The organism is Maricaulis sp. (assembly GCF_034670125.1).
Taxonomy (GTDB): Bacteria; Pseudomonadota; Alphaproteobacteria; order Caulobacterales; family Maricaulaceae; genus Maricaulis.
The window spans coordinates 211744-235455 of sequence record NZ_JAXMOC010000002.1 but is presented as its reverse complement, the minus strand read 5'-3'; the positions used below and the strand labels follow the sequence as shown (position 1 = coordinate 235455).

The 23712-nt window shown below is 63.8% G+C and carries 23 protein-coding genes and 3 tRNA genes; 8 read left to right on the top strand and 18 right to left on the bottom strand.

Annotated elements, in window-relative coordinates; all coding sequences use genetic code 11:
* Nucleotides 1-34 precede the first annotated feature (34 nt).
* Nucleotides 35-328, bottom strand: a complete 294-nt coding sequence (locus tag VOI18_RS04470) for a succinate dehydrogenase assembly factor 2 (RefSeq protein WP_323761208.1) — start codon at nucleotides 326-328, stop codon at nucleotides 35-37.
* 75 nt (nucleotides 329-403) lie between these two features.
* Between VOI18_RS04470 and recG the strand changes: the two genes are divergently transcribed.
* Nucleotides 404-2488, top strand: a complete 2085-nt coding sequence (gene recG / locus VOI18_RS04465) for an ATP-dependent DNA helicase RecG (RefSeq protein WP_323761207.1) — start codon at nucleotides 404-406, stop codon at nucleotides 2486-2488.
* On the opposite strand, the gene VOI18_RS04460 is transcribed toward recG, so the two are convergent.
* Nucleotides 2485-3159, bottom strand: a complete 675-nt coding sequence (locus tag VOI18_RS04460; RefSeq protein WP_323761206.1) for a DUF502 domain-containing protein — start codon at nucleotides 3157-3159, stop codon at nucleotides 2485-2487. The genes recG and VOI18_RS04460 overlap by 4 nt on opposite strands.
* Nucleotides 3160-3301: 142 nt before the next feature.
* Between VOI18_RS04460 and VOI18_RS04455 the strand changes: the two genes are divergently transcribed.
* On the top strand, nucleotides 3302-4504 hold the full coding sequence (locus VOI18_RS04455) for a DUF3089 domain-containing protein (RefSeq protein ID WP_323761205.1): 1203 nt from the start codon (nucleotides 3302-3304) through the stop codon (nucleotides 4502-4504).
* Between the two features lie 4 nt (nucleotides 4505-4508).
* On the opposite strand, the gene kdsA is transcribed toward VOI18_RS04455, so the two are convergent.
* Nucleotides 4509-5357 (bottom strand): 3-deoxy-8-phosphooctulonate synthase, encoded by an 849-nt coding sequence (gene kdsA / locus VOI18_RS04450; RefSeq protein WP_323761204.1) that lies wholly within the window; start codon nucleotides 5355-5357, stop codon nucleotides 4509-4511.
* Between the two features lie 131 nt (nucleotides 5358-5488).
* Between kdsA and VOI18_RS04445 the strand changes: the two genes are divergently transcribed.
* Nucleotides 5489-6973 (top strand): deoxyribodipyrimidine photo-lyase, encoded by a 1485-nt coding sequence (locus VOI18_RS04445; protein WP_323761203.1) that lies wholly within the window; start codon nucleotides 5489-5491, stop codon nucleotides 6971-6973.
* Here the strand turns inward: VOI18_RS04445 and VOI18_RS04440 are convergent.
* Entirely contained in the window at nucleotides 6970-7599 is a 630-nt protein-coding gene (locus tag VOI18_RS04440) for a DUF6134 family protein (RefSeq protein ID WP_323761202.1), read from the bottom strand. The two genes, VOI18_RS04445 and VOI18_RS04440, sit on opposite strands and share 4 nt — an antisense overlap.
* Nucleotides 7600-7708: 109 nt before the next feature.
* Here VOI18_RS04440 and VOI18_RS04435 point away from each other — a divergent pair, with 109 nt between their 5' ends.
* The 3 genes from VOI18_RS04435 to metC are packed head-to-tail and all read left to right on the top strand — an operon-like array spanning nucleotide 7709 to nucleotide 10694.
* Complete coding sequence (locus VOI18_RS04435; RefSeq protein WP_323761201.1) at nucleotides 7709-8710, top strand: cysteine synthase A; 1002 nt, start codon at nucleotides 7709-7711, stop codon at nucleotides 8708-8710.
* Entirely contained in the window at nucleotides 8710-9540 is an 831-nt protein-coding gene (locus tag VOI18_RS04430) for a sulfurtransferase (protein WP_323761200.1), read from the top strand. Before VOI18_RS04435 ends, VOI18_RS04430 begins: the two co-directional genes overlap by 1 nt.
* The gene (gene metC, locus VOI18_RS04425; RefSeq protein WP_323761199.1) at nucleotides 9537-10694 is read left to right on the top strand and encodes a cystathionine beta-lyase; all 1158 of its coding nucleotides are present in this window, start codon (nucleotides 9537-9539) and stop codon (nucleotides 10692-10694) included. The genes VOI18_RS04430 and metC overlap by 4 nt, the downstream gene beginning before the upstream one ends.
* Before the next feature lie 295 nt (nucleotides 10695-10989).
* On the opposite strand, the gene VOI18_RS04420 is transcribed toward metC, so the two are convergent.
* The 10 genes from VOI18_RS04420 to VOI18_RS04375 form a co-directional block, all read right to left on the bottom strand.
* Nucleotides 10990-11066: transfer RNA gene (locus tag VOI18_RS04420), tRNA-Arg, on the bottom strand.
* A 20-nt stretch (nucleotides 11067-11086) separates the two neighbouring features.
* On the bottom strand, nucleotides 11087-11392 hold the full coding sequence (locus VOI18_RS04415; protein WP_323761198.1) for an ETC complex I subunit: 306 nt from the start codon (nucleotides 11390-11392) through the stop codon (nucleotides 11087-11089).
* 74 nt (nucleotides 11393-11466) lie between these two features.
* Nucleotides 11467-11543: transfer RNA gene (locus VOI18_RS04410), tRNA-Pro, on the bottom strand.
* Between the two features lie 41 nt (nucleotides 11544-11584).
* Entirely contained in the window at nucleotides 11585-12154 is a 570-nt protein-coding gene (locus VOI18_RS04405; protein ID WP_323761197.1) for a DUF192 domain-containing protein, read from the bottom strand.
* A gap of 110 nt (nucleotides 12155-12264) precedes the next feature.
* Nucleotides 12265-12753, bottom strand: coding sequence for a cold shock domain-containing protein (locus VOI18_RS04400; RefSeq protein WP_323761196.1), 489 nt, complete (start codon nucleotides 12751-12753; stop codon nucleotides 12265-12267).
* A gap of 347 nt (nucleotides 12754-13100) precedes the next feature.
* Nucleotides 13101-13610, bottom strand: coding sequence for a 6-pyruvoyl trahydropterin synthase family protein (locus VOI18_RS04395; RefSeq protein ID WP_323761195.1), 510 nt, complete (start codon nucleotides 13608-13610; stop codon nucleotides 13101-13103).
* Nucleotides 13611-13733: 123 nt separating this feature from the next.
* A tRNA-Glu gene (locus VOI18_RS04390) sits at nucleotides 13734-13808 on the bottom strand.
* 67 nt (nucleotides 13809-13875) lie between these two features.
* The gene (gene recJ / locus VOI18_RS04385) at nucleotides 13876-15687 is read right to left on the bottom strand and encodes a single-stranded-DNA-specific exonuclease RecJ (protein ID WP_323761194.1); all 1812 of its coding nucleotides are present in this window, start codon (nucleotides 15685-15687) and stop codon (nucleotides 13876-13878) included.
* A gap of 11 nt (nucleotides 15688-15698) precedes the next feature.
* Entirely contained in the window at nucleotides 15699-16655 is a 957-nt protein-coding gene (gene glpX, locus VOI18_RS04380) for a class II fructose-bisphosphatase (RefSeq protein WP_323761193.1), read from the bottom strand.
* Nucleotides 16656-16707: 52 nt separating this feature from the next.
* Entirely contained in the window at nucleotides 16708-17037 is a 330-nt protein-coding gene (locus tag VOI18_RS04375; protein WP_323761192.1) for a hypothetical protein, read from the bottom strand.
* A gap of 83 nt (nucleotides 17038-17120) precedes the next feature.
* Between VOI18_RS04375 and phaC the strand changes: the two genes are divergently transcribed.
* On the top strand, nucleotides 17121-19013 hold the full coding sequence (gene phaC, locus VOI18_RS04370) for a class I poly(R)-hydroxyalkanoic acid synthase (protein ID WP_323761191.1): 1893 nt from the start codon (nucleotides 17121-17123) through the stop codon (nucleotides 19011-19013).
* 22 nt (nucleotides 19014-19035) lie between these two features.
* Here phaC and VOI18_RS04365 read toward each other — a convergent pair whose 3' ends face one another.
* A complete protein-coding gene (locus VOI18_RS04365) occupies nucleotides 19036-20928 on the bottom strand; it encodes an ABC transporter transmembrane domain-containing protein (protein ID WP_323761190.1) in 1893 nt (630 codons plus the stop codon).
* A gap of 39 nt (nucleotides 20929-20967) precedes the next feature.
* A complete protein-coding gene (locus VOI18_RS04360; RefSeq protein ID WP_323761189.1) occupies nucleotides 20968-21594 on the bottom strand; it encodes a class I SAM-dependent methyltransferase in 627 nt (208 codons plus the stop codon).
* Nucleotides 21595-21706: 112 nt separating this feature from the next.
* Here VOI18_RS04360 and VOI18_RS04355 point away from each other — a divergent pair, with 112 nt between their 5' ends.
* The gene (locus VOI18_RS04355; protein ID WP_323761188.1) at nucleotides 21707-22630 is read left to right on the top strand and encodes a LysR family transcriptional regulator; all 924 of its coding nucleotides are present in this window, start codon (nucleotides 21707-21709) and stop codon (nucleotides 22628-22630) included.
* 81 nt (nucleotides 22631-22711) lie between these two features.
* Here VOI18_RS04355 and rpsI read toward each other — a convergent pair whose 3' ends face one another.
* Nucleotides 22712-23209 (bottom strand): 30S ribosomal protein S9, encoded by a 498-nt coding sequence (gene rpsI, locus VOI18_RS04350; protein ID WP_011643452.1) that lies wholly within the window; start codon nucleotides 23207-23209, stop codon nucleotides 22712-22714.
* 1 nt (nucleotide 23210) lies between these two features.
* Nucleotides 23211-23675, bottom strand: a complete 465-nt coding sequence (gene rplM / locus VOI18_RS04345) for a 50S ribosomal protein L13 (RefSeq protein ID WP_011643453.1) — start codon at nucleotides 23673-23675, stop codon at nucleotides 23211-23213.
* Between the last annotated feature and the right edge of the window lie 37 nt (nucleotides 23676-23712).

Sequence of the window (23712 nt, the reverse complement as noted above, 5' to 3'; positions counted from 1 at the left end):
GAAACTCCGCTTATTGTCTCAGCTGTCACAGGGCCTATTCCTTCGGACCATCACCGAAAGCGGCGTCCGCATCGACGCGAAAGCCTTTCAGCGCATCCATAACCGGCCCCTCGAAACGCTCGGGCGTTTCTTCCTTGCCAATGATCCAGGCGTAGATATCGGCATCATTTTCATCGAGCAGACGCTCGAAGGCATCCACTTCGGCCGGTGACAAACCATCAAGGCGCGCATCGGCGAAACGGCCCAGAATGAGGTCGGCTTCCTTGAACCCGCGCCGCCAGGCCCGGATCCGCAGCTTCTTGCGCTGGATTTCAGTGTCATCGGTCATGCCCGCGCATATAGTCCGCCGGATCGCCGACGTCGACCGGTGGCAGCGGCGCAACTTGCCGATAAGGTGCATGTCATGCGCCCCGAGATTCTCTTTCCCCTGTTCCAGGACGTCACCAAACTGCCCGGCATCGGCCCCCGATTGGCGACGCTGGTCGAGAAGGTTTGCGGCGGCCGGATACGCGATGTGCTGTTCACGCCGCCGACCGGACTGATTGACCGGACCCGCCGCGTCACCATTACCGACGCGCCGACCGGCGAGATCGTCACACTGACCGCGACGGTGGAGACCCATATTCCGGCTCAGCGTCAGGGCCAGCCCTACAAGGTCCGTTTGCGGGACGAGACCGGCTTTTTGCATCTGATCTTTTTCCACGCCCGGCGTGACTATCTGACCAAGCTTCTCCCCGAGGGAGAGACGCGCGTTATCTCCGGCAAGGCGGAGCGGTTCGGCTCCGAGATCCAGATCGTGCATCCGGACCTCGTTATCACAGAGGACGAGGCCGCAGAAATGGCACTGGTCGAGCCGGTCTATCCGCTCACGGCTGGTCTCACCGCAAAAGTCATGCGCAAGGCCGTTTCAGCCTCCCTGACATTTGTCCCGGAACTGCCCGAATGGATCCCGGGGGACCTGAGGGGCAGCCATGGCTGGCCGTCGTTCAAGCCCGCCCTCAAAGCGGTCCATGCGCCGCAGGCTGCCAGTGGGCTGGACGCTGGAGCACCGGAACGCGAGCGGCTCGCCTTTGACGAGATCTTTGCCCGTCAGCTGGCGCTCCAGATTGTCCGGGCTCACCGCCGGGCACAAGCCGGCCGTGCCCTGTGCGGTCCGGGTGAGGCTGTCGACGCAGTCCTCGCGGCCGCACCCTTCCAGCCGACCGGAGCGCAGGTCAGGGCCTTCGAGGAAATCCGGGCGGACATGCAATCCGACGCCCGCATGACCCGCCTGCTGCACGGTGATGTCGGCGCCGGCAAGACCTTCGTGGCGGCCCTCGCCGCTGCCCATGCGGCCGGCGCCGGGGTTCAGACAGCGATCATGGCCCCAACCGAAATTCTGGCGAGGCAGCACGAGAAGACACTCTCTCAAATGCTGGAACCAGCAGGATTATCCGTTGTCGCGTTGACGGGCCGCGACAAGGGCAAGGCACGCGCTGCAATCCTCGACCGAATGGTCCGCGGCGATGTCGACGTGGTGTGCGGCACCCACGCCCTGTTCCAGGACGGGATCGAGTTTGCCGATCTCGGTCTGGTCGTCATTGACGAGCAGCACCGGTTCGGGGTCTCCGACCGCATGCGTCTGACATCCAAGGGTCGCCGCCCCGACACGCTGGTCATGACCGCGACGCCGATCCCGCGCACACTGTCGCTCGCGGTTTATGGCGACCTGGATGTGTCGCGGCTCGACGAGAAGCCGGCCGGACGCATCCCGCCGGACACGCGCCTGGTGTCGATGGAGCGTCTGGACGAAGTGGTTGAAGGGGTGCGCCGGGCGATCGGGCGGGGGGACCGGGTCTATTGGGTTTGCCCGCTTGTCGAAGAGAGCGAGATGTCCGAGCTGTCAGCCGCCGAGGATCGCTGGCGCCATCTGCGCGCAGTCCTCGGGGATGAGCGCGTCGGACTGCTGCACGGACGCATGAAACCGGCTGAAAAGGAAGAGATTGCGACCCGGTTCCGGGCTGGCGACATGGACGTGCTGGTTGCCACCACGGTGATTGAGGTCGGGGTCGATGCACCGGACGCGACCGTCATGATCATCGAGCACGCCGAACGCTTCGGCCTCGCGCAATTGCACCAGCTTCGAGGCCGGGTCGGCCGCGGCGAAAAGGCGTCGTCCTGTCTGTTGCTGTACAAGGCCCCGCTGGGCGAAACGGCCCGGGCGCGCCTCGAAATGATGCGAGAAACAGATGATGGCTTCAAAATCGCCGAGGAAGACTGGCGATTGCGCGGTGCCGGCGATCCGCTGGGCCTGCGCCAAAGCGGACTGCCGCAATTCCGCCTGGCCGATCTCGAACAACACGCAGAGCTGATCGAGCTGGCCAATGACCATGCCCGACTGATCGTCCATCAGGACCCGGACCTCAATGGCGTGGCCGGAGACGCGTTGCGGACGCTCCTATACCTGTTCGATCACGACCAGGGGGTGCGTTTCCTGCGTTCCGGCTAGTCTGGCGGCGGGACCGGGTCGATCACGTCTCTTGGAAGGGTCGCCTTGACCTCGTCCGGCAGTTTGTCCGGTGTCACCATGCCAAAGGAGATGATCAGCTTGGCCGCCTCCTCGACCGACATGTCGACATGGATGGTGTTCGAGCGCGGCGTGTACAACAGGAAGCCCGACGTCGGGTTGGGCGTCGTCGGGACGAACAGCGCGATAACGTCCTCACTGATCTTGTGTTTGAGGTCGCCCTGTCCCTGCGCCGAAACGAACGCGACGACGTAGAGGCCTTTCATCGGATACTCGATCAAGACCACTTCCTTGAAAGAGTTGGCCTTTCCGGAAAATACGGTCTCCATGATCTGCTTCAGGGCGCCGTAGACATTGCGCACAAGGGGCACGCCCTGAAGGATGCGGTCGCCCAGTCCAATCAAGGTCCGTCCGAAAATATTGGCGGCAAGGGCGCCAAGCGCGGTCAGCAAAAGGACGGCGATCAACACGCCCAGACCGGGTATGGTGAAATCGGCGGGCAGATAGGTCTCGGGATTGTATCGGGCCGGGATCAGGGGCTTGACCACATTGTCGACGAAGCCGACGAATGTGACGATCAGATAGAACGTCACGCCGAGGGGTGTGGCAATGACAATGCCGGTCAGGAAGCTGTTGCGAAGCCAGCGAAACATGATGTTCCCATTCAATTGACGCCGCACAGGCGTAAGCACTACCCCCCGGCAGCCGTGTCAGCATAGGGTAAGGCAAATGGGTCGCCAATCGCTTCGCCGGACAACTTGCAGGCGTACGGCCAGACTAGGGTGGAAAAAGCAAATGCTCGCAAGTCCGATCACGATCGCACGCTGGATGATCGTCACCGGGATTGCCGGACTGGTGGTGATCGCCGCCCTGGCAAGCTGGTTCCTGCGCGACCAGATCTACCAGACGTTCCAGGATCCCGGCGAACCCTTTCAGACCTACACCCCGCCGACAGCGGCCGACTATACGCAGGCCGACGCCTGGTACGCCGCCGGGTCGTTTTCCGATCCCGATGAACCGGCTGTCTTTTTCATCCATCCCACGACCTATGCCGGCGGATCGAACTGGAATGCCGATCTGGGCAAGGACAGCGCCAATCGGGCTGTCGTCGAGATCGCCTTGCCGAACTACGCTGCCCCGTTCGCCCGTTCCGGCATCCTGTTCGCACCGCGATACCGGCAGGCCGCGCTCTACGCCTTCATGAACAATCGCGAAGACAGTGTTCAGGCCCGCTTGTTCGCCTATCACGATATCGAGCGGGCCTTTGGGCAATTCCTGACCGAGGCGGGCGACTCCCGCCCGATCATCCTCGCCGGAGTCGGCCAGGGCGGTTTCCACGCGTTGGGCTTGCTGCTCAACCAGATCGCCGACGCGCCGGACGTCCATTCCCGACTGGTCGCGGCCTACATCATCGAGTCACCGGTGCCGCTCGACCTGTTCGCCGACTCTCTGGCTGCCATTCCGCCCTGCGAGACGCCGGAAGATGTGCGCTGTGTCCATGCCTTCTCCCACGCCCGGCCGGATGAGGCCGACCGGATCCGCATCCTCACGGAGCGCACCATGAGCTGGCAGCCGGACGGTGATCTGTCCTTTGTCGAGAGCCGTGGACTGCTTTGTGTCAATCCGGTTTTGGGCGCCCGCACCAGCGAATACGCCTCGGCTCGCCAACATCGGGGCGGCGTGGCGGCCGAAGGTCTGCCGCTGGACACCACACCCGCACCCATTCCCGGCCAGACCGGTGCGCAATGCGCAGACGGTGTCCTGTTTGTGGAGGCGCCGCGGCACCGCGACCTGCAACGTCCGCGGCGACTGGCCGAGGATTTCCGGGAACCGCCCTTCAACCTGTTCTACGAAGATCTGCGTCTGGACGTGGCCCAACGGACCTTCGCGCTGACCAGCATCCTGCAGGAAGAACGCCGCTGGGCTCCGCCGCTTGATCTGATCGAGGATGTCGAGGACGCGCCTGTGGTCCCGATCCCGGATCGCCGGGAATTCTGACGGGTCAGTAGCCCTTGGCGAGGGCGTCAAATTCCAGCAAGCGCTTCACCAGCGCCTCAAATTCACCCAGCGGCACCATGTTGGGACCGTCCGAGGGTGCGTTGTCGGGATCCGGATGGGTCTCGATGAAAACCGCAGCGACGCCGACCGCGACGGCAGCCCGGGCCAGGGTCGGCACAAATTCGCGCTGCCCCCCCGAGGACGTACCCTGCCCACCCGGTTGCTGGACCGAATGGGTGGCGTCAAACACCACCGGCGCACCGAATTGCGCCATGATCGGCAGCGAGCGCATGTCCGAGACCAGCGTGTTGTAACCAAAACTGGCGCCCCGTTCACAGGCCATGATGTCGGGATTGCCGGCCGCAGCGATCTTTTCGATCACATTTTTCATGTCCCAAGGGGCCAGGAATTGTCCCTTTTTCACATTGATCGGCTTGCCGGTTTTGGCAGCCGCGATGAGGAGATCGGTCTGCCGGCACAAAAAGGCCGGAATCTGCAATACATCCACCGCGGTCGCGGCGATCCGCGCCTGCTCCTCACTGTGGACATCCGTCAGTACCGGCAGGCCGCTGGTCTCCCGGATTTCCTCAAACACGGGCAGCGATGCCTCCAGGCCAAGCCCGCGCTGGGCGCTGGCACTGGTCCGGTTCGCCTTGTCGAATGAGGTCTTGTAAATCAGGCCGACATCCAGTCGATCGGCGATCTCGCGCAGCTGCGCAGACACGTCCAGCCCGTGCTGCCGGCTTTCGAGCTGGCATGGTCCGGCGATGATGGAGAGCTTGCGGTCATTGCCGATCTCGATCGGGCTCTGGCCCGGGCGCGGGATGGAAATGACAGAATTGATCTGGCTCACGCGGTGTCTCCTTCATGGGTACGCTCAGTCGTGTCGGTCGCGCGCGATGGGCGGGCAGACACAACCGGACTGATCCGATATCGGGTCCGCGACGTAGACCGACAAGGCCCTTATTCAGTGACAGGACAGGAATGGCAAGTTCAAGCGCCACCGCAGCAGCGCTGGTCTGGTTTCGGCGAGACCTTCGATTACACGACAATCCCGCTCTGTGGGCGGCGGTCCGCAGCGGCCGGCCGCTCATCTGTGTCTTCATTGATGATCCGGATCCCGAGGCGCAGCTGGCGCCAGGTCGCGCGTCACGATGGTGGTTGCACCATTCGCTGACCGCCCTGTCCCGATCGATCCACCAGCGCGGCGGCCAGCTCGTTCTGAAACGGGGCGAAACTGCTGCTGCGCTGACGGCTCTGTGCGAGGAGACGGGGGCGACAGAAGTGTACTGGAACCGCGGCGACAGCCCGACCCGGGCCAATGATGATGCCGCCCTCGCCGCCTCGCTCGCCACTGTCGGCGTGAAGGCGCGGGGCTTCGCGTCCGGCACGCTTTTCAATCCGGCGACCCAGCTCAATGGCAGCGGCAAGCCCTACCGTGTGTTCACACCCTACTGGAAGGCCTGCCTGCGCGCGCCGGAACCGGCCCCGGCCCTGCCCGCTCCACAAAGCCTCACGGCATTCCGCCCCGTCGCCAGTGATGCCCTGGAAGACTGGAAACTGCGCCCCTCCAAGCCAGACTGGGCCGCCGGCTTCAGCAAGGACTGGCAACCCGGCGAGGACGGAGCACGCAAGCGGCTCGAGCACTTCCTGGCCGGCGACCTGGCCGACTATCCGGACATGCGGGACCGACCGGACCGGGACGGCACATCCGGCCTGTCCCCGCATCTGGCCTGGGGCGAAATCTCCCCGAGGGCGATCTGGCACACGGTCCGAAACCACGCCGAGAACGGGGGCAATTTCCAGGGTGCCGAAAAATTCCTGTCCGAACTGGGCTGGCGGGACTTTGCCATCTACCTTGCCCACCATTTCGGCAGCCTGCGCGAGAATAATTTCAACGCCCAGTTCGATCACTTCCCCTGGCGCCGCAATCCCGCCGGCCTGGAGGCGTGGAAGCGCGGCCAGACAGGCGTCCCGATTGTTGACGCCGGCATGCGTCAGTTGTGGTTGACCGGTTGGATGCATAACCGGGTCCGGATGATCACGGCCTCGTTCCTGATCAAGCATCTGGGCGTTCATTGGCGCGAGGGCATGGCCTGGTTTGAGGACACGCTGGTCGATGCCGATCTGAATGTGAATGCGGCGAGCTGGCAATGGGTCGCCGGGTCCGGCGCGGATGCGGCCCCCTATTTCAGGATCTTCAATCCTGTCACCCAGGGTGAGCGGTTCGACCCGCAAGGGGCCTATGTCCACAAATGGGTGCCCGAATTGTCAGGCTTGGCTGGCAAGGCGGTCCACGCGCCGTGGACCCGTCCGGCCCGGGAACTGGCCACTGCCGGCGTGACTCTGGAAGAGACCTACCCCCAGCCTGTCATTGACCTGAAAACCGGTCGGGAGCTGGCGCTGGAAAGCTATCAGGACATGAAGGCCAATGCCGATGCGGCGGTGCAGCCCGCTCTCGGCGGCTAACTCTGCCGCAAGCGATACTCGATGTCCTGACCGCGGATTGAAAACGCGCAGCCCACCCAGCGTCCATCCAGATCGTACCAAAGGTCGACGGCAACAGACCCGACCATCCGGATCCGGCGGGCTTCAACCGGGCCGGTCGCGGTCTGGATGGTCTCGAGGCCCAGCTCCTCAATCTCGACCGGCATCGGTTCACCGGTTTCAGTGTTCAACACCGCCGGGAGCCCGGGCGGATAACCGGACCAATGGCTGGACGGCATCAGCCCGGCCACGGTTTCATAGCGCTCATCGTCGTTCGACAGGCTGAACCGGACCCGCTCACCATCCTTCAGGGTTGATGCTGTCAGGCTGACCAAGTCATCGCCGACCCAGACCTCCTCGGATTCATGCTCGTACCGGAAAACGGTCAGAGGGCCGAAGCCGACGCGCAACTCGATTTCCACCTGCACTTGGAGGGCGCCGTCGGCCTTCTCATCGAAGCTGACGACATGCTCACCAAAGGGTGCGCCGTTGCGATAGACATCAAAGGCGACATCATCAGGTGCATCGGCGCGGGCGACGGGCGCGAAACCAAGGAGGGCCAGGCCGGCCGCTGCCATCAATCGGATATGGGATCTGTATCGGGTCATGCGTCTTGTACGCCCGGACCGATCATCCGGATCGCAGCCCTTGCCATTTCTTTCTTCATCCGCGACACCCAAGTAACCGTCGTCCTTTGCAATTGGGGAGGTCTGCCTCGTGTCTCACGCTGACAGCGTCATCGATCTGATTGGCAACACGCCGCTGCTCCGCCTGCAGGCCGCCTCGCAGGAAACGGGATGCGAAATCCTTGGCAAGGCCGAGTTTCTCAACCCGGGCGGATCGATCAAGGATCGCGCGGCCTTGGGGATCATCCGGGCGGCCGAAGCCAGCGGCGCCCTGCGTCCGGGCGGAACGATTGTCGAGGGCACCGCTGGCAATACCGGGATCGGTCTGGCCCTTGTGGGAGCCGCGTTGGGCTATCGGGTCGTGATTGTCTTCCCGCGTACCCAGTCGCGCGAGAAAAAGGATGCCATCCGCCTGCTCGGCGCCGAACTGATCGAAGTCGATGCCGTGCCCTACGCCAATCCCAATCACTACGCCCGGTATTCGGGGGCACTGGCGGCCGAGCTCGACAAGAGCGAACCCAATGGCGCGATCTGGGCCAACCAATTCGACAATGTCGCCAATCGCGACTTCCATGCGGCGACAACCGCCCGCGAGATCTGGGAACAGACCGACGGCGGGATTGACGGGTTCATTTGTTCTGTCGGCTCGGGCGGCACGCTTGGCGGTGTGTCAAACGGCCTGAAGGCCCGCCGCGAATCCATCCAGATCGGCTTGGCTGACCCGGGCGGCGCGGCCCTGTACGGGTTTTACACCCACGGCGTCCTGCAGGCCGAAGGCAATTCGATCACCGAGGGGATCGGACAGAGCCGGATCACCGGCAATCTCGATGGCATCATCATCGATCGGGCCTATCGCATAGGTGATGATGAAGCCCTGCCAATCATATTTGACCTGGTTCAACACGAAGGCCTGTGCCTTGGAGGCTCGTCCGGCGTCAATATTGCCGGCGCCATGCGGCTGGCGCGCGACCTCGGGCCGGGCCACACCATCGTCACCATCCTTTGCGATCACGGGTCCCGCTATCACTCCAAGCTCTACAATCCGGACTTTCTCCGCGACAAGGGCCTGCCGATACCGGCCTGGCTGAGCTGATGGCGAACGCCCTGGTCTCCGCCGTCGACGCCCTTGCCCGGCTGGGCGCGCCCGACACGGTCTTTGTCGACGGCAGCTGGACATTCCCCGGCGGGCCCCGCGACGGCGCCGAGGGCTGCATTCCGGGCAGTCGGCATTTCGACATCGACCAGGTCCGCGATACGGCCAATCCCCTGCCTCACATGCTGCCCGACGCCGACACATTCACGCGTCATGTCCGCGCGCTCGGTATCAACACCGGCAGTCGCCTGATCATCTATGACCGCTTCGGCCTGTTCAGTGCCGCTCGCGTCTGGTGGATGTTCAAGACCATGGGGCATGACGACACGCAGGTACTCGACGGCGGATTGCCGGCCTGGATCGCCGCAGGTGGTGCCATCGCCAGCAACCATGCAAGCGACGACGGGCCCGGTGATTTTGTGGCCGCCTTCAGACCGGATCTGGTTGTTGACCTGGCCGGTGTCGAGACGGCGATCCGGGATGGCTCTGCCCTCATTCTGGACGCTCGCGGCAAGGCCCGCTTCACCGCACGGGTGGCGGAACCTCGTGAAGGCATGCGCAGCGGCCACATGCCCGGCGCCCGCAATCTGCCCTTCACCGAATTGCTCGATGCCAACGGCCTGTTGCGCCTCGACCCGACACTGTTCGAGCGCGCCGGCGTTGAGCCTGGCCGCCCGGTGATCACGACCTGCGGCTCCGGTGTCACCGCCTGCATCCTGTCACTGGCGCTGGATTGCCTTGGCCGGGAATCAACCGTCTATGATGGGTCCTGGACCGAATGGGGCAGCCGTCCCGATACCGAGATCGAAACAGGACGGGCCCCGTCATGAAGGATGATACCAAACTCACCCGCCTCGGCCGGCCTCATGATGATCGCGGCCAGGTCAATCCATCCGTGGCCCGCGGCTCGACCATGCTCGCCCCGTCGGCCTCCGCCCTTTACGACTTCCCACCCGGACGCAAGCATTACGGCCGGGTGGGCCTGGAAACCCATGACGCCCTTCGGGGTGCACTGACAGACTTGCAGGGCGGCGCGGGCTGCGCGCTCACCTCGTCCGGACTGATGGCGAATACCTTGTCCATCCTCGCCGCGACACAGGCGGGCGGCGAAGTCCTCGCCGCCGATTGCATCTATGGACCGGTCCGCAATTTCCTGACCACCCAGATGACGCGCTATGGCGTAAAGACGCGCTTTTTCCCGCCCCGGATGGGGTCTGAGATCCGCGACCTCATCACCGATGAAACCCAGGCCATCCTGCTGGAAAGCCCCGGCTCACTGACCCTGGAGATGCAGGACGTTCCCGCCATCGCCAAAATCGCGCGCGAGCGGGGCGTGGTCACCATTATCGACGATACCTGGAGTGCCGGACTGACGATGAAGCCACTCCAGCTGGGTGTCGACTACGCTGCCCAGGCCCTGACCAAATATGTGGGCGGACACTCCGACTTGCTGATGGGAGCCGTGGTCGCCCGTGACGACGTCCTGTTCCAGCGGCTGCAGACAACCGAACGTGCCTTTGGCTTTCACACAGCACCGGATGATGCCTATCTCGCCCTGCGCGGGATGCGATCGATGGCCGTGCGGATGCAGCGCAGCGCCGAGAGCAGTCTGGCCATCGCCGACTGGCTGGCCGCGCGGTCCGAGGTCGGCGCCATTCGCCACCCGGCCCGGTCCGATCATCCCGATCATGCCCTATTCAAGCGCGATTTCACCGGCGCCTGCGGCCTGTTCGCCTTTGAAGTGCCCGGCTGGGACATCCCGACATCGGAATGCTTCCTCGACGCACTCGAGGTGTTTGGAATGGGTTTTTCCTGGGGCGGCTATGAAAGCCTCGCCATCCATTGCGATCCGCAATTGAAACGCACCCAAACCACCCACAAGCATGAGGGCGCGCTGATCCGACTGTCGATCGGCCTGGAAGCGCCGGAAGACTTGATCGCCGACCTGGAGCGCGGGTTTACGGCGGTCGCCGCAACAATGTGACCTAGCTCCCGGCCCCACCGGACCGCACGCGCGACCGTGCGTCGGCGCCCATGCGCCGCCCCATCGGTGGCGTTCGCGCAGCGAATTGCCATGAGATCAGCTCCCGGTCCCGCCGGACCGCAAGCGCGACCGCGCGTCGGCGCCCATGCGCCGCCCCATCGGAGGCGTTCGCGCAGCGAATTGCCGTGAGATCAGCTCCCGGCCCCACCGGACCGCACGCGCGACCGCGCGTCGGCGCCCATGCGCCGCCCCATCGGAGGCGTTCGCGCAGCGAATTGCCGTGAGATCAGAAAACTGGCGCTTCCGGCAGGACTCGAACCTGCAACCATCCGCTTAGAAGGCGGGCGCTCTATCCGGTTGAGCTACGGAAGCGGATATCCGGACGACAGGCGCTAGTGCGACCAGGGTTGCTTGCGGTCGGCGGAAAAATTCTCGGAGTAGGATTTGGCGTAGCGCTTGGGTTCCTGCGGTTCGACGACCTGGAACGGGATGCCCTGACGTTTGGCGTAGGCAACCGCGTCGTCCTGGCTGTCGAAATCGAGCTTGATCTGGCCGCGCATGTCCGACGACGAGGTCCACCCCATCAAGGGATCGGGACGTTTGGCCATTTCGGGCGTGAATTCGAGCACCCAGCGTTTGGTCTTGCCGCGGCCGGATTGCATCGCATTGCGAGCGGGACGGTAAATCTTTGCGAACATTCGCCTCTCCCAGTCAAATCCCCGGCAGGCCGTCGCCGACCTGGCCTCGTTATCCGCTCGAGCATCCGGACAACTGGTCGGGGCGGCAAGATTCGAACTTGCGACCCTTCGCTCCCAAAGCGAATGCGCTACCAGACTGCGCCACGCCCCGACTGTCTGACCTTATGTAAGCGCTCTCGCCTTAAGGCAAGCCTACTGAGCGTCCGCAGGTGCATCGAGTGCAGCGGGTTCGTCGTCCGAGGGTGCGGGCTCGGGACCGTCATTGCCGAAAATGGCGTGCCGGACCGTGTCACCCGGCCGGATACCGAGGGCAATCGCCTGGCCGGCACCCAGCTCGAGCACGCCGCCGACGATCGCATCAGACGCAAGGCTGCGACGCGATTCCGCCTGCGCAAACGCAATGATCTTCACAACGTTTCCAGTGGGATCGATGAACACCAGATCAAGATCGACCAGCGTGTTTTCCATCCACATCGAGGCTGGCTCGGCGGGGGAATACTCGAACAACATGCCGGTTCCCGGCTCGACCGCCTCGCGCCACATCAGTCCGCGCTGTTTCTGTTCCGGCGTCGTGGCGATTTCCGCCATGATCTCGACCGTCTCACCGGTCGTGGTGGCGATGACAACGCGGTCCGGGCCGCCAAACACGACTTCAGCGTCGCGGGCGGTCGGATCAGAAACCGGTAGCGGAGCGGGCTGCTGGGCCGAAACGGCAGCAGCAACGCCAAGAGCCAGGAGGCTGGAAAGGATCAGGGTACGCATGGCCGGAACCTAGCCGCGGGCCCGAATGGACGCAACGCCCAAACGCAAGTGGCCCGGGCTGGGCAACCGCCTGCGGGACGGGTGTGCCCCGCCCGCGCGACCGACCCGACTCACGTCAGGCCAGCGACCTTGATCTCAGCGGCCAGAGCCCCTTTGGGCCCCTCCACGCAGCGGACCTCGATTCGGTCACCCGGCTGGATGTCTTCGAAACCGGCCCGGCGCAAAGTCGCGGCGTGCAGGAAGACGTCACCCTCAACACCGTCGCAGGTGACGAAGCCATAGCCCCGAAGCGCGTCGAACCATTTCACCACGGCTTCGCAGAACGGCGTATTGACCACTGCGTAGGGATGGAAGCGTCGGGGCCGCGCCTCGGCCTCGCTGTCGCCGCCGGTCATCTCGACCAACTCAACCGCCTGTCGGCCCTTGTCGCCCTGGACTGCCTTGCAAAGAATTTTCGCGTTGGGAAGGGCTGGCCCCTGCCCGAACCGTCTCAGGCAACTGGCATGAAGCAGAATGTCGCCCTGCCCGTCGCTTGCATCAATGAACCCGTAGCCCCGAGCCGGATCGTACCATTTTACCCGGCCTTCGAGCTCAAGCATCTCTGTGTCTTCAAAGACTTCGTGAGCCAAAACCATAATGTCACTCGCTTAAACAACCCTCGAGCGAAAGATTGTTACACAAGTCGCAATGTTAAGAGAAGGTGAATCGCGCGACTGGTTGCGTAACACATCTTCCAAATATTGACAGTGAAATCCATTCTCACCAGCAAAACCACAACATATTGTGGTTTGGGTGATTTTTCGACGCTACCTGATGCGGTTGTGATAACATATTCATCACCTGCTATTTTTCGCCTGACAGGCGAGTCGGGCGGCCGTTGATGACGACTATGGCCGGAAACAGGCTGTGACCGATCAGTACCCCGACCGGCGACAGCGGTCCCGAATCATTTGCTGGCCAGCTCATCCTGCATGCGCTCGACCTCGACGAGGCGGGTCATGGCCGTGGCCGACCGGTAGATGGCTGAGTTGGAGGCATGTTCGGAGCATTCGACCGACTCCACCCAGCACCGGCCGCCGGTGGCCGCAAGGACAACCTCGGCGGCCTTGTGAAACGCCATCTCGGCCATCCGCTCGCAGCTGGTACCCGGCACAATTTTAACCCGCGCCAGACCTCGGGCCCCGAGGGCCTCGAGGGTCGGACGTTCAGGATCATCCTCGGCAATCAGCAAGGTGTGGTCGAACATCTCGTGGAGCCAGTCCTTGATCGGACCAAACCCACCCTTGCCGAAATCCAGCACCCAGCCGCGCCTGTCGAGCTGTTCAGCGGCAAACACGAAATGAAAGCCGAAGGAATAGCCGTGCAGCAGCGCACAATGACTGTCGGCCGCCCATTGCCGGGAGCAACAGGTCAGTCCGCGCTCATTGCCATAGGATTTGGTCGACAGGTGGGCCATGCCGGAACTCCCGTTGCGTGTTCGGTGTGGGCCTATAGCCTGCGGCCCGCGCCGACGCAAACCAAGGCGCATGTCCGCGCGGCGGTCACTGTATCGAAGCGATCTGTGGGGGGAAGAACATCGTGGCAGTCCCTAGGGGAATCGAACCCCTCTTTCCAGGTTGAAAACCTGGCGTCCTAACCGATAGACGAAGGGACCGCAGCGATGTGAGGGCCGTCGTATAGAAAAGCCTGAGCGACCTTGCAAGCGGGATTTCCGCAAAATGTCATCGAGCTGCAGTTGAAAGATCTTCCAAGTGAAGCTGGACACGCTCGCGACCCTGCCAAGCATCAAGTTTAAGACGTCCGAAGGCATGGAACAAGCCCGGTCCGGCGGCCAGCAGGGCCTCGCCGATCGGTGTGTCGGCACAGCGAAAACAGATACCGTCCACCCGACGTCCGTCCCGATCGCTCAAGGTGAAGCGGACATGATCGGTTCCGACCCGCTTGGCGAAGCTCACCCGCATGTCCGGCAGCACAAAGCGGGGCTCGGCATTGCCCTGCCCGAAGGGAGCGGCTCGCTCGAGCATGCGGGCCAGCTCCAGGTTGACACCGGATGCGGTGAGCACGCCGTCAGCCTTCAGCGCCATCTCATCGGCCGCAGCGGCCAGCTCGGGCGCCAGCCGGTCGTCCAGGAATGCCACCAGCTCCGTGATCCGGTCCGGGTCCATGCTCAAACCGCCGGCCATGGCATGGCCGCCGCCGGAGGTCAGCAGGCCGGCCTCGCGCGCGGCCGCGATGGCGCCGCCCAGATTGACGCCCGGCACCGACCGGCCGGAGCCCTTGCCGACCGGCGGCGTGGCATCGCGGTCGATACCGATCACGATGACCGGCTTGTCGAACCGTTCCTTCAGCCGTCCGGCCACAACACCGATCACGCCGGGATGCCACCCTTCGCCGGCTGCAATCAGGATGGCGCGGTCGGCAGACTGGCCCTCCAGCTGATGTGACGCCGCCTCCAGAACATCGGCTTCGATCGCACGGCGCTCGGCATTGAGGCCATCAAGCTCGCCGGCGATGCGCCGGGCCAGGGCCTCATCCTCGGTTGTCAGCAAGGTCGCCCCCAGGTCGGAACGACCAACCCGGCCGCCGGCATTGATCCGCGGTCCGATCAGGAAGCCGGCGTGATAGGTGCTCGCCTCGCCTTCGACGCCGGACGTCTCTGCCAGGCAACGCAGTCCGAGATGACGCCAGCCGCCCATCGCCTTGAGGCCCTGGGCGGTGATCGCCCGATTGACGCCGGTCAGGGGCACCACGTCGCAGATCGTGCCGAGGGCTGCCAGATCGATCCAGTCGAGCAGGCCGGGTTCGTTGTCGGCAGTGATGGTACCGCGACGGCGACCTTCACGATTGAGTGCGGCCAGGAAGACAAAGGTCACGCCAGCGGCCGCCAGGTGACCACACCCGGACCGGTCATCCGGCCGATTGGGATTGACCAGGGCCGCCGCGGGCGGCATCGCCTCATCCATCAGGTGATGGTCGATCACGATGACATCCAGCCCTATGGACGCCGCATGGGTCAGGGCCGCATGGGCCGCAGCACCGCAATCGACCGTGATGACCAGCTCGGCGCCGCGGTCCTTCAAGCTGTCGAAGGCGGCGCCCGAAGGACCATACCCCTCCTCGACCCGGTCGGGCACATAGATATCGGCGCGACGGCCGAAATGGCGGAAATAGCGGATCAGCTGAGCGGCCGATGTGGCGCCATCAACGTCATAATCGGCGAACACCGCCATCGGCCTGTCGGCCTCGATCGCGTCCCAGACAAGACCGGCCGCCTTGTCCATGTCGGCAAAATCGGATGGATCGGGGAAACTGTCCCGCAGGCGCGGCGTGAGGTAGGCGGCGGCCTCATCCGGTGCAATCCCGCGCGCGGCCAGGACCCGCGCCAGCGCGTCCGGAATGGATTGTTGACGAGCCATGGTGACCACATCGCCCTCGTCCGTCGGACGCAGGCGCCAGCGCTTGCCGGAAAGCGAACGGCTCACCCCCAGGAGTGGAGGTGAGCCATCTGTTTCGTTCACCGTTTCGTCGAGCATCACACCATCAATCAAGCCGCCGGTCGGGCTGACCGGATACGGCGGATCGAATGATCGGCTGAGTCGAGCAAAAGCGTATGGGTATGCGCCATGCCGTCGGAGAAGCTGACCCCATCGACCAGATCACCATCGGTGACGCCCGCCGCCACGAACAGGCAGTGGCTGGCGGCCAGCTCGGCGACGTCGTACTTGCGGTCCAGGTCGGTCACGCCGGTCCGTGCCGCCCGGGCCCGCTCGTCATCATTGCGGAAGACCAGGCGCGCCTGCATCTGGCCGCCAATGCAGCGAAGGGCAGACGCCAGCAGCACGCCCTCCGGCGCCCCGCCCTGGCCGATATACATGTCGACGCCCGCGCCCAGCCCGGCTGTCCCCATGCCGCCGGCAACATCGCCATCCGGGATCAGCCGGATACGACCGCCGGCAGCCTTCACGCCATCAATGATCGACTGGTGCCGTTCGCGTTCCAGGATACAGACCGTGATCTGGGACACGTCCACACCCTTGGCCTTGGCCAGATTGCGCACATTGTCCGCCGGAGAGGCATCAAGATCGACCACGCCGTCCGGCAGGCCGGGGCCGACCGCGATCTTGTCCATATAGGTGTCGGGCGCATGCAGCAGGCCGCCGCGAAGGGCGAATGAGACCAGCACCAGGGCATTGGCCTGGCCCTTGGCCGTCAGGGTGGTGCCTTCAAGCGGGTCGAGGGCAATGTCGATTTCCGGCCCCTCGCCGGTCCCGACTTCCTCGCCGATGAACAGCATCGGCGCTTCGTCGCGTTCGCCTTCGCCGATCACGATACGCCCCTTCATCGGCATCGCGTTGAGGCCGGTGCGCAGGGCGTCAACCGCGGCCTGGTCTGCCAATTCCTTTTCACCGCGACCGATCCAGCCGGAGGCCGCAACGGCAGCGCTTTCAGCGGCACGGACGGCCAGGAAGGCCAGATTGGTCAGGGCTTGGGTATCGCTCATGTCGTCTTCCTTGCATGCCTGTCGGGACCGGCCCGGCAGGTTTCGTCTCTGGTTATGGCTGGGGTGGCTCGGTGCGGGCCTGCCCGTCGGTGACAAACTCTTCGGCGGATCCGCGCTGATTGGCTTCAACCTGATGCGCGGCCGCGGCTTCCATCGCCGCCTTTTCCGCCAATAATTGCCGAGCCGCACGGTCCATGGCTTCGCCTTCGCCATCGGCCAGCGATGTTACCGGCACCACCGGCGGTGCCTGACGTCCATCCCCGGCATTGTTCAGGCGGTCCTCGACCCAGTCCGGATGCCGGACATCGGCCGTCGGCATTTCGACGACGGCACAGCCCCCCAGCAAAAGCATGATGGACAGGGCGAACGGGACGTGTTGCATGAGCTCTCCTCGCGCTGGACGCGCGTCGCGCTTTCTATACGCTGATACGGGTCCGAGTCACCCGTTGATAACAAGGGACCACCATGAGCGAAAAGTCGGAAAAAGGCAGCACGGGATCCGACAGCACCAGCTGGGGCGCCATGACCGAGAAAGAGCTGGAAACGCTCGACCAGGTGTCACGCAACCTCATGCAGGCCTCGCTCAAATCCCAAAAACTCCTGTCTGATGTGATGGGCAAGGCCCTTGAGGGCGACGCCGTCATGCCCAATGCCGATCCCTTCCATTCCGCGCCGGAATTTCATGAGGTCTGGGAAAAGATCGCCGGCCAGCCGGACCTGATGATGCGCGCCCAGGCGGATCTGATGAAAGGCTATATCGACCTCTGGTCCAACACCTCAAAGCGCATGATGGGGACAGACGCCCCGGGTGCCCCAGCCATCGAGCCGGAGCCGGGCGACAAGCGCTGGCGGTCGAGTGAGTGGTCGGAAAGCCCGGTTTTCGATGCCATCAAGCAGTCCTACCTGCTCAACCAGCATTTCATGATGGGGCTGGTTGGCAGCGTTGACGGGGTCGACGATCGGACCCGCCGCAAGGTCGAGTTCCTGACGCGGATGATGACCGATGCGCTGTCGCCCACCAATTTCGCGCTGACCAATCCCGATGTGCTCCGTGAGACATTCGAGAGCCAGGGGACAAATCTGACCCGCGGCCTCCAGAACCTGCTCGACGACCTGTCCTCCGGCGGCGGACGCCTGGCGCTCAAGCAGACCGACATGGACGGTTTCCAGGTCGGCCGGGACATGGCGACCGCTCCCGGCGAGGTCGTGTTCGAGAACGAGCTCATGGAGCTGATCCAGTACGCGCCGACCACCGACACGGTGAAGCAGCGCCCCCTGCTGATCGCACCGCCCTGGATCAACAAATTCTACATCATGGATCTTCGCGAGAAGAATTCGATGATCCGTTGGCTGACCGCGCAAGGTTTTACGGTCTTCCTGATCTCCTGGGTCAATCCGGGGCCCGAGCTGAAAGACAAGACCTTCAACGATTACATGCATGAAGGCCTGTTCGCCGCACTGCACGCCATCGAAGCGGCAACCGGCGAGACATCGGTCAACGCGGTCGGTTACTGCGTCGCCGGCACGATGCTTTCAACGGCTCTGGCCTGGCTGGAAGCGGAAGGGCAAGGCGACCGGATCGCGTCGGCAACCTTCTTTGCGGCCCAGTCCGACTTCGAGAAAGCCGGCGACCTGCTGATCTTCATCGATGATATCTGGATGAAGGAAATCGAGCGGATCATGGACAGCCAGGGCGGTGTGCTCGACGGGCGCTCGATGGCGGACACCTTCAACCTGCTACGCTCGAACGACCTGGTCTGGTCCTTTGTGGTCAACAACTACATGCTCGGTCGCCAGCCACAGGCCTTCGACCTTTTGTACTGGAATGCCGACCAGACCCGGATGCCCAAGGCACTGCACCTCTGGTATCTCGACAATTTCTACAAGAACAACCGGCTGGCCAAGGGCGAGCTGGAGCTCGGCGGTCACAAGCTGTCACTCGGTGCCGTGACGACACCGGTCTATATCCAGGCCTCCAAGGAAGACCATATCGCGCCCTACCCGTCGGTTTACCGCGCCGCACGCCTTTATGGTGGTCCGGTGCGTTTCATGATGGCCGGCTCCGGGCATATTGCCGGCGTGATCAATCATCCCGACGCCCGGAAATACCAGTACTGGACCAATGACGCCCTGCCGGAAACGGTCGAGGAATGGATCGACGGCGCCAGCGAGACCCCCGGGTCTTGGTGGGGCGATTGGCGCGACTGGCTCAATACACACTCCGGTGACGACATTCCCGCCCGCCAGCCCGGCGACGGCAAGCTCAAGCCACTGCGCAAGGCGCCAGGTCGCAATGTCCTGGTGAGGAGCGACGCCGGCACGTCAAAGGCGGAATCGGCGGCCAAACCCAAAGGCTAGCTGGCCTGCATCCCCGTCGATGTCATGATGCCGGGACGGTTCCCGGCTCGCTGCCGAATTGCAGATCGACATAGCGTGCGTAAAGCCCGCCGCGCGTCAACAACGCGTCGTGTTGACCCACATCGACCACCGCGCCGTCCTCGAGCACCACGATGCGATCAGCCGATCGCACGGTTGCCAGACGGTGGGCGATGACCAAGGTGGTGCGCCCCTCCGACAGCCGTTCCACGGCCGCCTGGATCAGTTGTTCACTCTCGGAATCGAGGGCGCTGGTCGCCTCATCCAGCAACAGGACCGGAGCATCGCGCAGGATGGCCCGGGCGATCGCCAGCCGCTGCCGCTGACCGCCGGACAGGGCTGCCGCCCGTTCACCGAGGCTGGTCTGGTAGCCTTGCGGCAAGGCTTCGATGAAGCCATCGGCATTCGCGGCGCGAGCAGCGGCACGGACATCGGCCTCACTCGCATCCGGACGGCCAAAGCGGATATTGTCGGCCACACTTCCCGAAAACAACGGCGCATTCTGTTGCACGATGGCCAGCTGGCGGCGCAGGTCCTGCGGGTCGAGCTGGCTGATGTCCTGACCATCCAGGCTGACGCGCCCGGTGACCGGGTCGTGCAGGCGCAGCATCAACTGGAACAGCGTGCTCTTGCCGGCGCCCGAAGGCCCGACAATCGCCACGGTCTCGCCGGGCTCGACGGTCAGGGACACATCACGAAGGGCCAGGTCATCTGGTCGGGTCGGATAGGCAAATGACACGCCCTCGAAGCCGATGGCGCCGCGCACCGGCCCTCGCAGCGGCGCGGGCGGGGTCTGCACCGGCAGGGTCGAGCGGGCGCCCAGCAACTCCATCAATCGCTCTGTCGCACCGGCGGCCCGCATCATTTCGGTATAGGTCTCTGTGAGCATGCCAACGCCGCTGACGGCGACAAAGGCATACATCACGAACTGGGTCATCGCGCCGGGCGTCATGGCGCCGGCCTGGACCTGTACCGCACCAAACCAGAGCACGGCGATCAGGCCGCTCAGGATCACCGAGAATATCAGCGCGGTCATGATCGAGCGGACGCCGATCCGACGCATCGCCGACGTAAACGTCATCTCGACCGCTTCGGCAAAACGACCGCTTTCCTCAGCCTCGCGGGTGAAGGCCTGGACCGTATCGATGGCCTGCAGGGTCTCTCCGGCCCGCGCCGAGGCATCCGCCAGATTGTCCTGGCTGACCCGCGACAACCGCTGGATGCGACGCCCGAACAACATGATCGGACCCAGGATCAACGGACCCAGCGCCAGCACCAGCAAGGCCAGTTTCCAGCTCACCACCACCATCAGCACAAGCGCGCCTGTTGTTGTGGCAACCGTGCGCAAGGCCACCGAAATCGACGAACCGACCACGGTCTGGATCAGGGTGGTGTCGGTCGTCAGGCGGGACAATACCTCCCCGGTCCGGGTCGTGGCGTAAAAGCCGGCATCAAGCGAGAGAAGATGTCCGAACACGTCACGACGCAGGTCCGCGACAACGCGCTCGCCCAGCCGGCTGATGAAATAGAAGCGGAACGCGCTGGCCAGCCCCAACAGGATGGCGACACCCATTCCGGCTACGAAATATCCGCCCAATCCCTCGCCGGTACCCAGCGCCGGACAGGCGGCTGGCGGTGAGGCTCCGGCGAAACCGCAATCGACCACCAGACGGAAGGCCGCCGGCAGCAACAGGGTCAGGCTCGACGCCAGCACAAGAAATACCGAGAATGCGAGCAACAGGCCCGGGTAGCGGGTAATGTAGGGAAGAAGGCGGCGCAGCGGCTGCACGCTGCGGGCTTTCTCGCGATGGGCCTGGTCCCGCTCGAGTTCTGCCGCAAACCCCGACCCGCGCGCCTCGTCAACGGCATCCGCCGCTGCACCATCCTGTCTGGTCATCGTGTTGTGTCCTGTATCAGAGCGATGATCGACGGCGGGTCAATCCACCGGTTTGCGGGCGACGATAAAGTAGGCGCCGCTCGGCTTGGGCCGCCACTCATACTCGATGTCGAAGCCGGCATCGACAATCTCCCGCCTCAGCTTGCGGCCGCCAAAGGCCTTCACCGGCGGAAACGCGCCCAGCATCCGCCCGATCGGCAGGATCGGCACCATGAACCAGAAGCCGTCCAGCAGGCAGGCCGTGCTGGTGATGAAGACGCCATCCGGCTTGAGCAGGCGCATGGCCTTCTGCATGGCAGCGTGACGGTCATCGAGCAGGTGCAGGATGCTCATCCCGAGCACCACATCGAAATGACCGTCGGGCGCGTCCAGGTCGACGAAGTCACCGCGCTCATAGCGGATATTGGTCATTCCCTCGTCACGCCCCCGGGCTTCGGCGATTTCCAGCATCTGACCGGACAGGTCGGTGGCCAGGATGGAGTCGACATGGGGTGCGAGACGGCGCGCCGTCCCGCCCGTCCCGCAGCCAAACTCCAGCAATTGTGTCTGCGGGGTCAGATGGTCCCGGATGCGGTCGAGCTTGTGTTCCCAGGCCGGAACATCGGCGATGGGCTGGTTGGAATACTTCTCGGCGATCTTGTCCCACCAGCGGTGCGCTTGCGTCATGTCGTGTCACTCCTGTCGACTCTCGCCCTGTGCGATGGCGTCCGCTGTCATTTAGACATACGCAGACCGAATATGAATTGCGACAGAACGGCTTTCTGTTATACGCAAATCCATGAATTGGTCCGCTATTGCCTTCGACTGGAATCAGATCCGCGCCCTCCTCGCCACCATCGAGGAAGGCTCCTTTTCAGGTGCCGCCCGCGCCCTGGGACAGACCCAGCCCACCCTGAGCCGGCAAATCGCCGCGCTGGAATCAGATCTCGGCGTGACCCTGTTCGAACGCAATCGCCGCGCGACCGTACCGACAGGCGCCGCGCTGGAACTGGTCGAGCATGTCCGCTCGATGGGTGAAGCGGCACAACGGATTTCCCTGACCGCGTCCGGCCAGTCCAGCGCCATTGAAGGGCGGGTGACGGTCACCGCGACCAATATCATGGCCTCCTACTACCTGCCGCCCATCATCAAGCATATCCGCGAGACGGCCCCGGGCATCCGGCTGGAGATCATCGCCTCGAACGAGCTGCAGGACCTGCAAAAGCGCGAGGCCGACATCGCCATCCGGCATGCGCGTCCGGAACAACCCGACCTGATTGCCCGCCTCGTCAGTGAGACGACCGGCCATCTCTATGCCCATCCCGACTATCTGGACCGGGTCGGCCGTCCGACCTGTATCGAGGACATCAACCGGCTGGATTTCATCGGGTTCGAGCAGAATGAGCGCGTCATCGAACATCTCAACGCGATCGGCCTGAACCTCACCGCCGACAATTTCCGCATCAGCTGCGGCAGCAGCACCGTCCATCACGCCCTGGCCATGCAGGGTCTCGGCATCACACCGATGACGCGCGACTGGATCGAGCAACATTCCGAGCTGGAAGAGCTATGGCCGGCACTGCCTCCCATTCCGGTCCAGACCTGGCTGGTCACCCACCGCGAACTCAACACCAGCCGCCGCATCCGGCTGGTTTTCGACGCGATTGCGGACGGGTTGGCCGCGCAGCGCCGCGAAACGCGAAACCGCGTGACGGCGATCTAGCCGTAGTCGACCAACCCCAAAACGAAAAACGGGCGGCGCCAATGGCACCGCCCGTCTTGCATTCGGCGTGTTCTGGAAAGCTTAGCGCTTCGAGAACTGGAAGGAACGGCGGGCCTTGGCCTTGCCGTACTTCTTACGCTCGACAACACGGCTGTCGCGGGTCAGGAAGCCACCGGCCTTCAGGACCGGGCGCAGGCCCGGTTCGAACAGCTGGAGGGCCTTGGAGATGCCGTGACGCACAGCACCGGCCTGGCCGGACAGACCACCACCGGTGACGGTGGCAATGATGTCGAATTCGTCGACGCGCTCGGCAGCTTCCAGCGGCTGCTGGAGCAGCATGCGAAGGACCGGGCGGGCGAAATAGGTTTCCTGATCGCGGCCATTGACCGTGATCTTGCCATTGCCGCGCTTGATCCAGACGCGGGCGACCGCGTTCTTGCGCTTGCCGGTGGCGTAGGAACGACCATGCTCATCAATCTTGGGCTCAGCCGGAGCAGACTCTTCGGCCACCACGGCGCCGGCATCGGCTTCCTTGATGACTTCCTTGAGGTCTTCGAGCGAGCGGGCTTCTTCAGACATATCAGCCTCGCGTATTCTTGGAGTTCATGGACTTGAAATCGACCACTTCAGGCTGTTGGGCCTCGTGCTTGTGATCGGGACCGGCATAGACGCGCAGGTTCGAGTACTGCTGACGGGCCAGCGGGCTGTCTTTCGGCAGCATGCGCAGCACGGCTTTCTCGACGACACGCTCAGGGAAACGACCGTCCAGGATCTTGGCCGGGCTGGTTTCCTTGATCCCACCCGGGTGACCGGTGTGGTGATAGTAGCGCTTGTCGTCACGCTTCTTGCCCGTGAACACGACCTTGTCGGCGTTCACGATGATGATGTTGTCGCCCATGTCGACATGGGGCGTATAGTCCGGACGGTGCTTGCCGCGAAGGCGGGTGGCGACGTAGGCAGCGAGGCGACCGACAACGGCACCTTCTGCGTCGATCACGACCCACTTCTTTTCGACATCCGCCGGTTTAACGGAGATGGTTTTCATAATAATCCTGCCTCAGGCCTGATTGGCTCAGGTTGAA

Excerpts from the sequence above, each read along its gene's own strand:
- phaC (WP_323761191.1), top strand. The coding sequence starts at position 17,121 with ATGAGCGAAAAGTCGGAAAAAGGCAGCACGGGATCCGACAGCACCAGC.
- metC (WP_323761199.1), top strand. The coding sequence starts at position 9,537 with ATGAAGGATGATACCAAACTCACCCGCCTCGGCCGGCCTCATGATGAT.
- glpX (WP_323761193.1), bottom strand. The coding sequence starts at position 16,655 with ATGAGCGATACCCAAGCCCTGACCAATCTGGCCTTCCTGGCCGTCCGT.
- VOI18_RS04395 (WP_323761195.1), bottom strand. The coding sequence starts at position 13,610 with ATGGCCCACCTGTCGACCAAATCCTATGGCAATGAGCGCGGACTGACC.
- rpsI (WP_011643452.1), bottom strand. The coding sequence starts at position 23,209 with ATGTCTGAAGAAGCCCGCTCGCTCGAAGACCTCAAGGAAGTCATCAAG.
- VOI18_RS04455 (WP_323761205.1), top strand. The coding sequence starts at position 3,302 with ATGCTCGCAAGTCCGATCACGATCGCACGCTGGATGATCGTCACCGGG.
- recJ (WP_323761194.1), bottom strand. The coding sequence starts at position 15,687 with ATGCTCGACGAAACGGTGAACGAAACAGATGGCTCACCTCCACTCCTG.
- VOI18_RS04415 (WP_323761198.1), bottom strand. The coding sequence starts at position 11,392 with ATGTTCGCAAAGATTTACCGTCCCGCTCGCAATGCGATGCAATCCGGC.
- VOI18_RS04355 (WP_323761188.1), top strand. The coding sequence starts at position 21,707 with ATGAATTGGTCCGCTATTGCCTTCGACTGGAATCAGATCCGCGCCCTC.
- VOI18_RS04360 (WP_323761189.1), bottom strand. The coding sequence starts at position 21,594 with ATGACGCAAGCGCACCGCTGGTGGGACAAGATCGCCGAGAAGTATTCC.
- VOI18_RS04440 (WP_323761202.1), bottom strand. The coding sequence starts at position 7,599 with ATGACCCGATACAGATCCCATATCCGATTGATGGCAGCGGCCGGCCTG.
- VOI18_RS04400 (WP_323761196.1), bottom strand. The coding sequence starts at position 12,753 with ATGCTTGAGCTCGAAGGCCGGGTAAAATGGTACGATCCGGCTCGGGGC.
- VOI18_RS04460 (WP_323761206.1), bottom strand. The coding sequence starts at position 3,159 with ATGTTTCGCTGGCTTCGCAACAGCTTCCTGACCGGCATTGTCATTGCC.
- VOI18_RS04430 (WP_323761200.1), top strand. The coding sequence starts at position 8,710 with ATGGCGAACGCCCTGGTCTCCGCCGTCGACGCCCTTGCCCGGCTGGGC.
- VOI18_RS04375 (WP_323761192.1), bottom strand. The coding sequence starts at position 17,037 with ATGCAACACGTCCCGTTCGCCCTGTCCATCATGCTTTTGCTGGGGGGC.
- rplM (WP_011643453.1), bottom strand. The coding sequence starts at position 23,675 with ATGAAAACCATCTCCGTTAAACCGGCGGATGTCGAAAAGAAGTGGGTC.
- VOI18_RS04470 (WP_323761208.1), bottom strand. The coding sequence starts at position 328 with ATGACCGATGACACTGAAATCCAGCGCAAGAAGCTGCGGATCCGGGCC.
- VOI18_RS04365 (WP_323761190.1), bottom strand. The coding sequence starts at position 20,928 with ATGACCAGACAGGATGGTGCAGCGGCGGATGCCGTTGACGAGGCGCGC.
- recG (WP_323761207.1), top strand. The coding sequence starts at position 404 with ATGCGCCCCGAGATTCTCTTTCCCCTGTTCCAGGACGTCACCAAACTG.
- VOI18_RS04445 (WP_323761203.1), top strand. The coding sequence starts at position 5,489 with ATGGCAAGTTCAAGCGCCACCGCAGCAGCGCTGGTCTGGTTTCGGCGA.
- VOI18_RS04405 (WP_323761197.1), bottom strand. The coding sequence starts at position 12,154 with ATGCGTACCCTGATCCTTTCCAGCCTCCTGGCTCTTGGCGTTGCTGCT.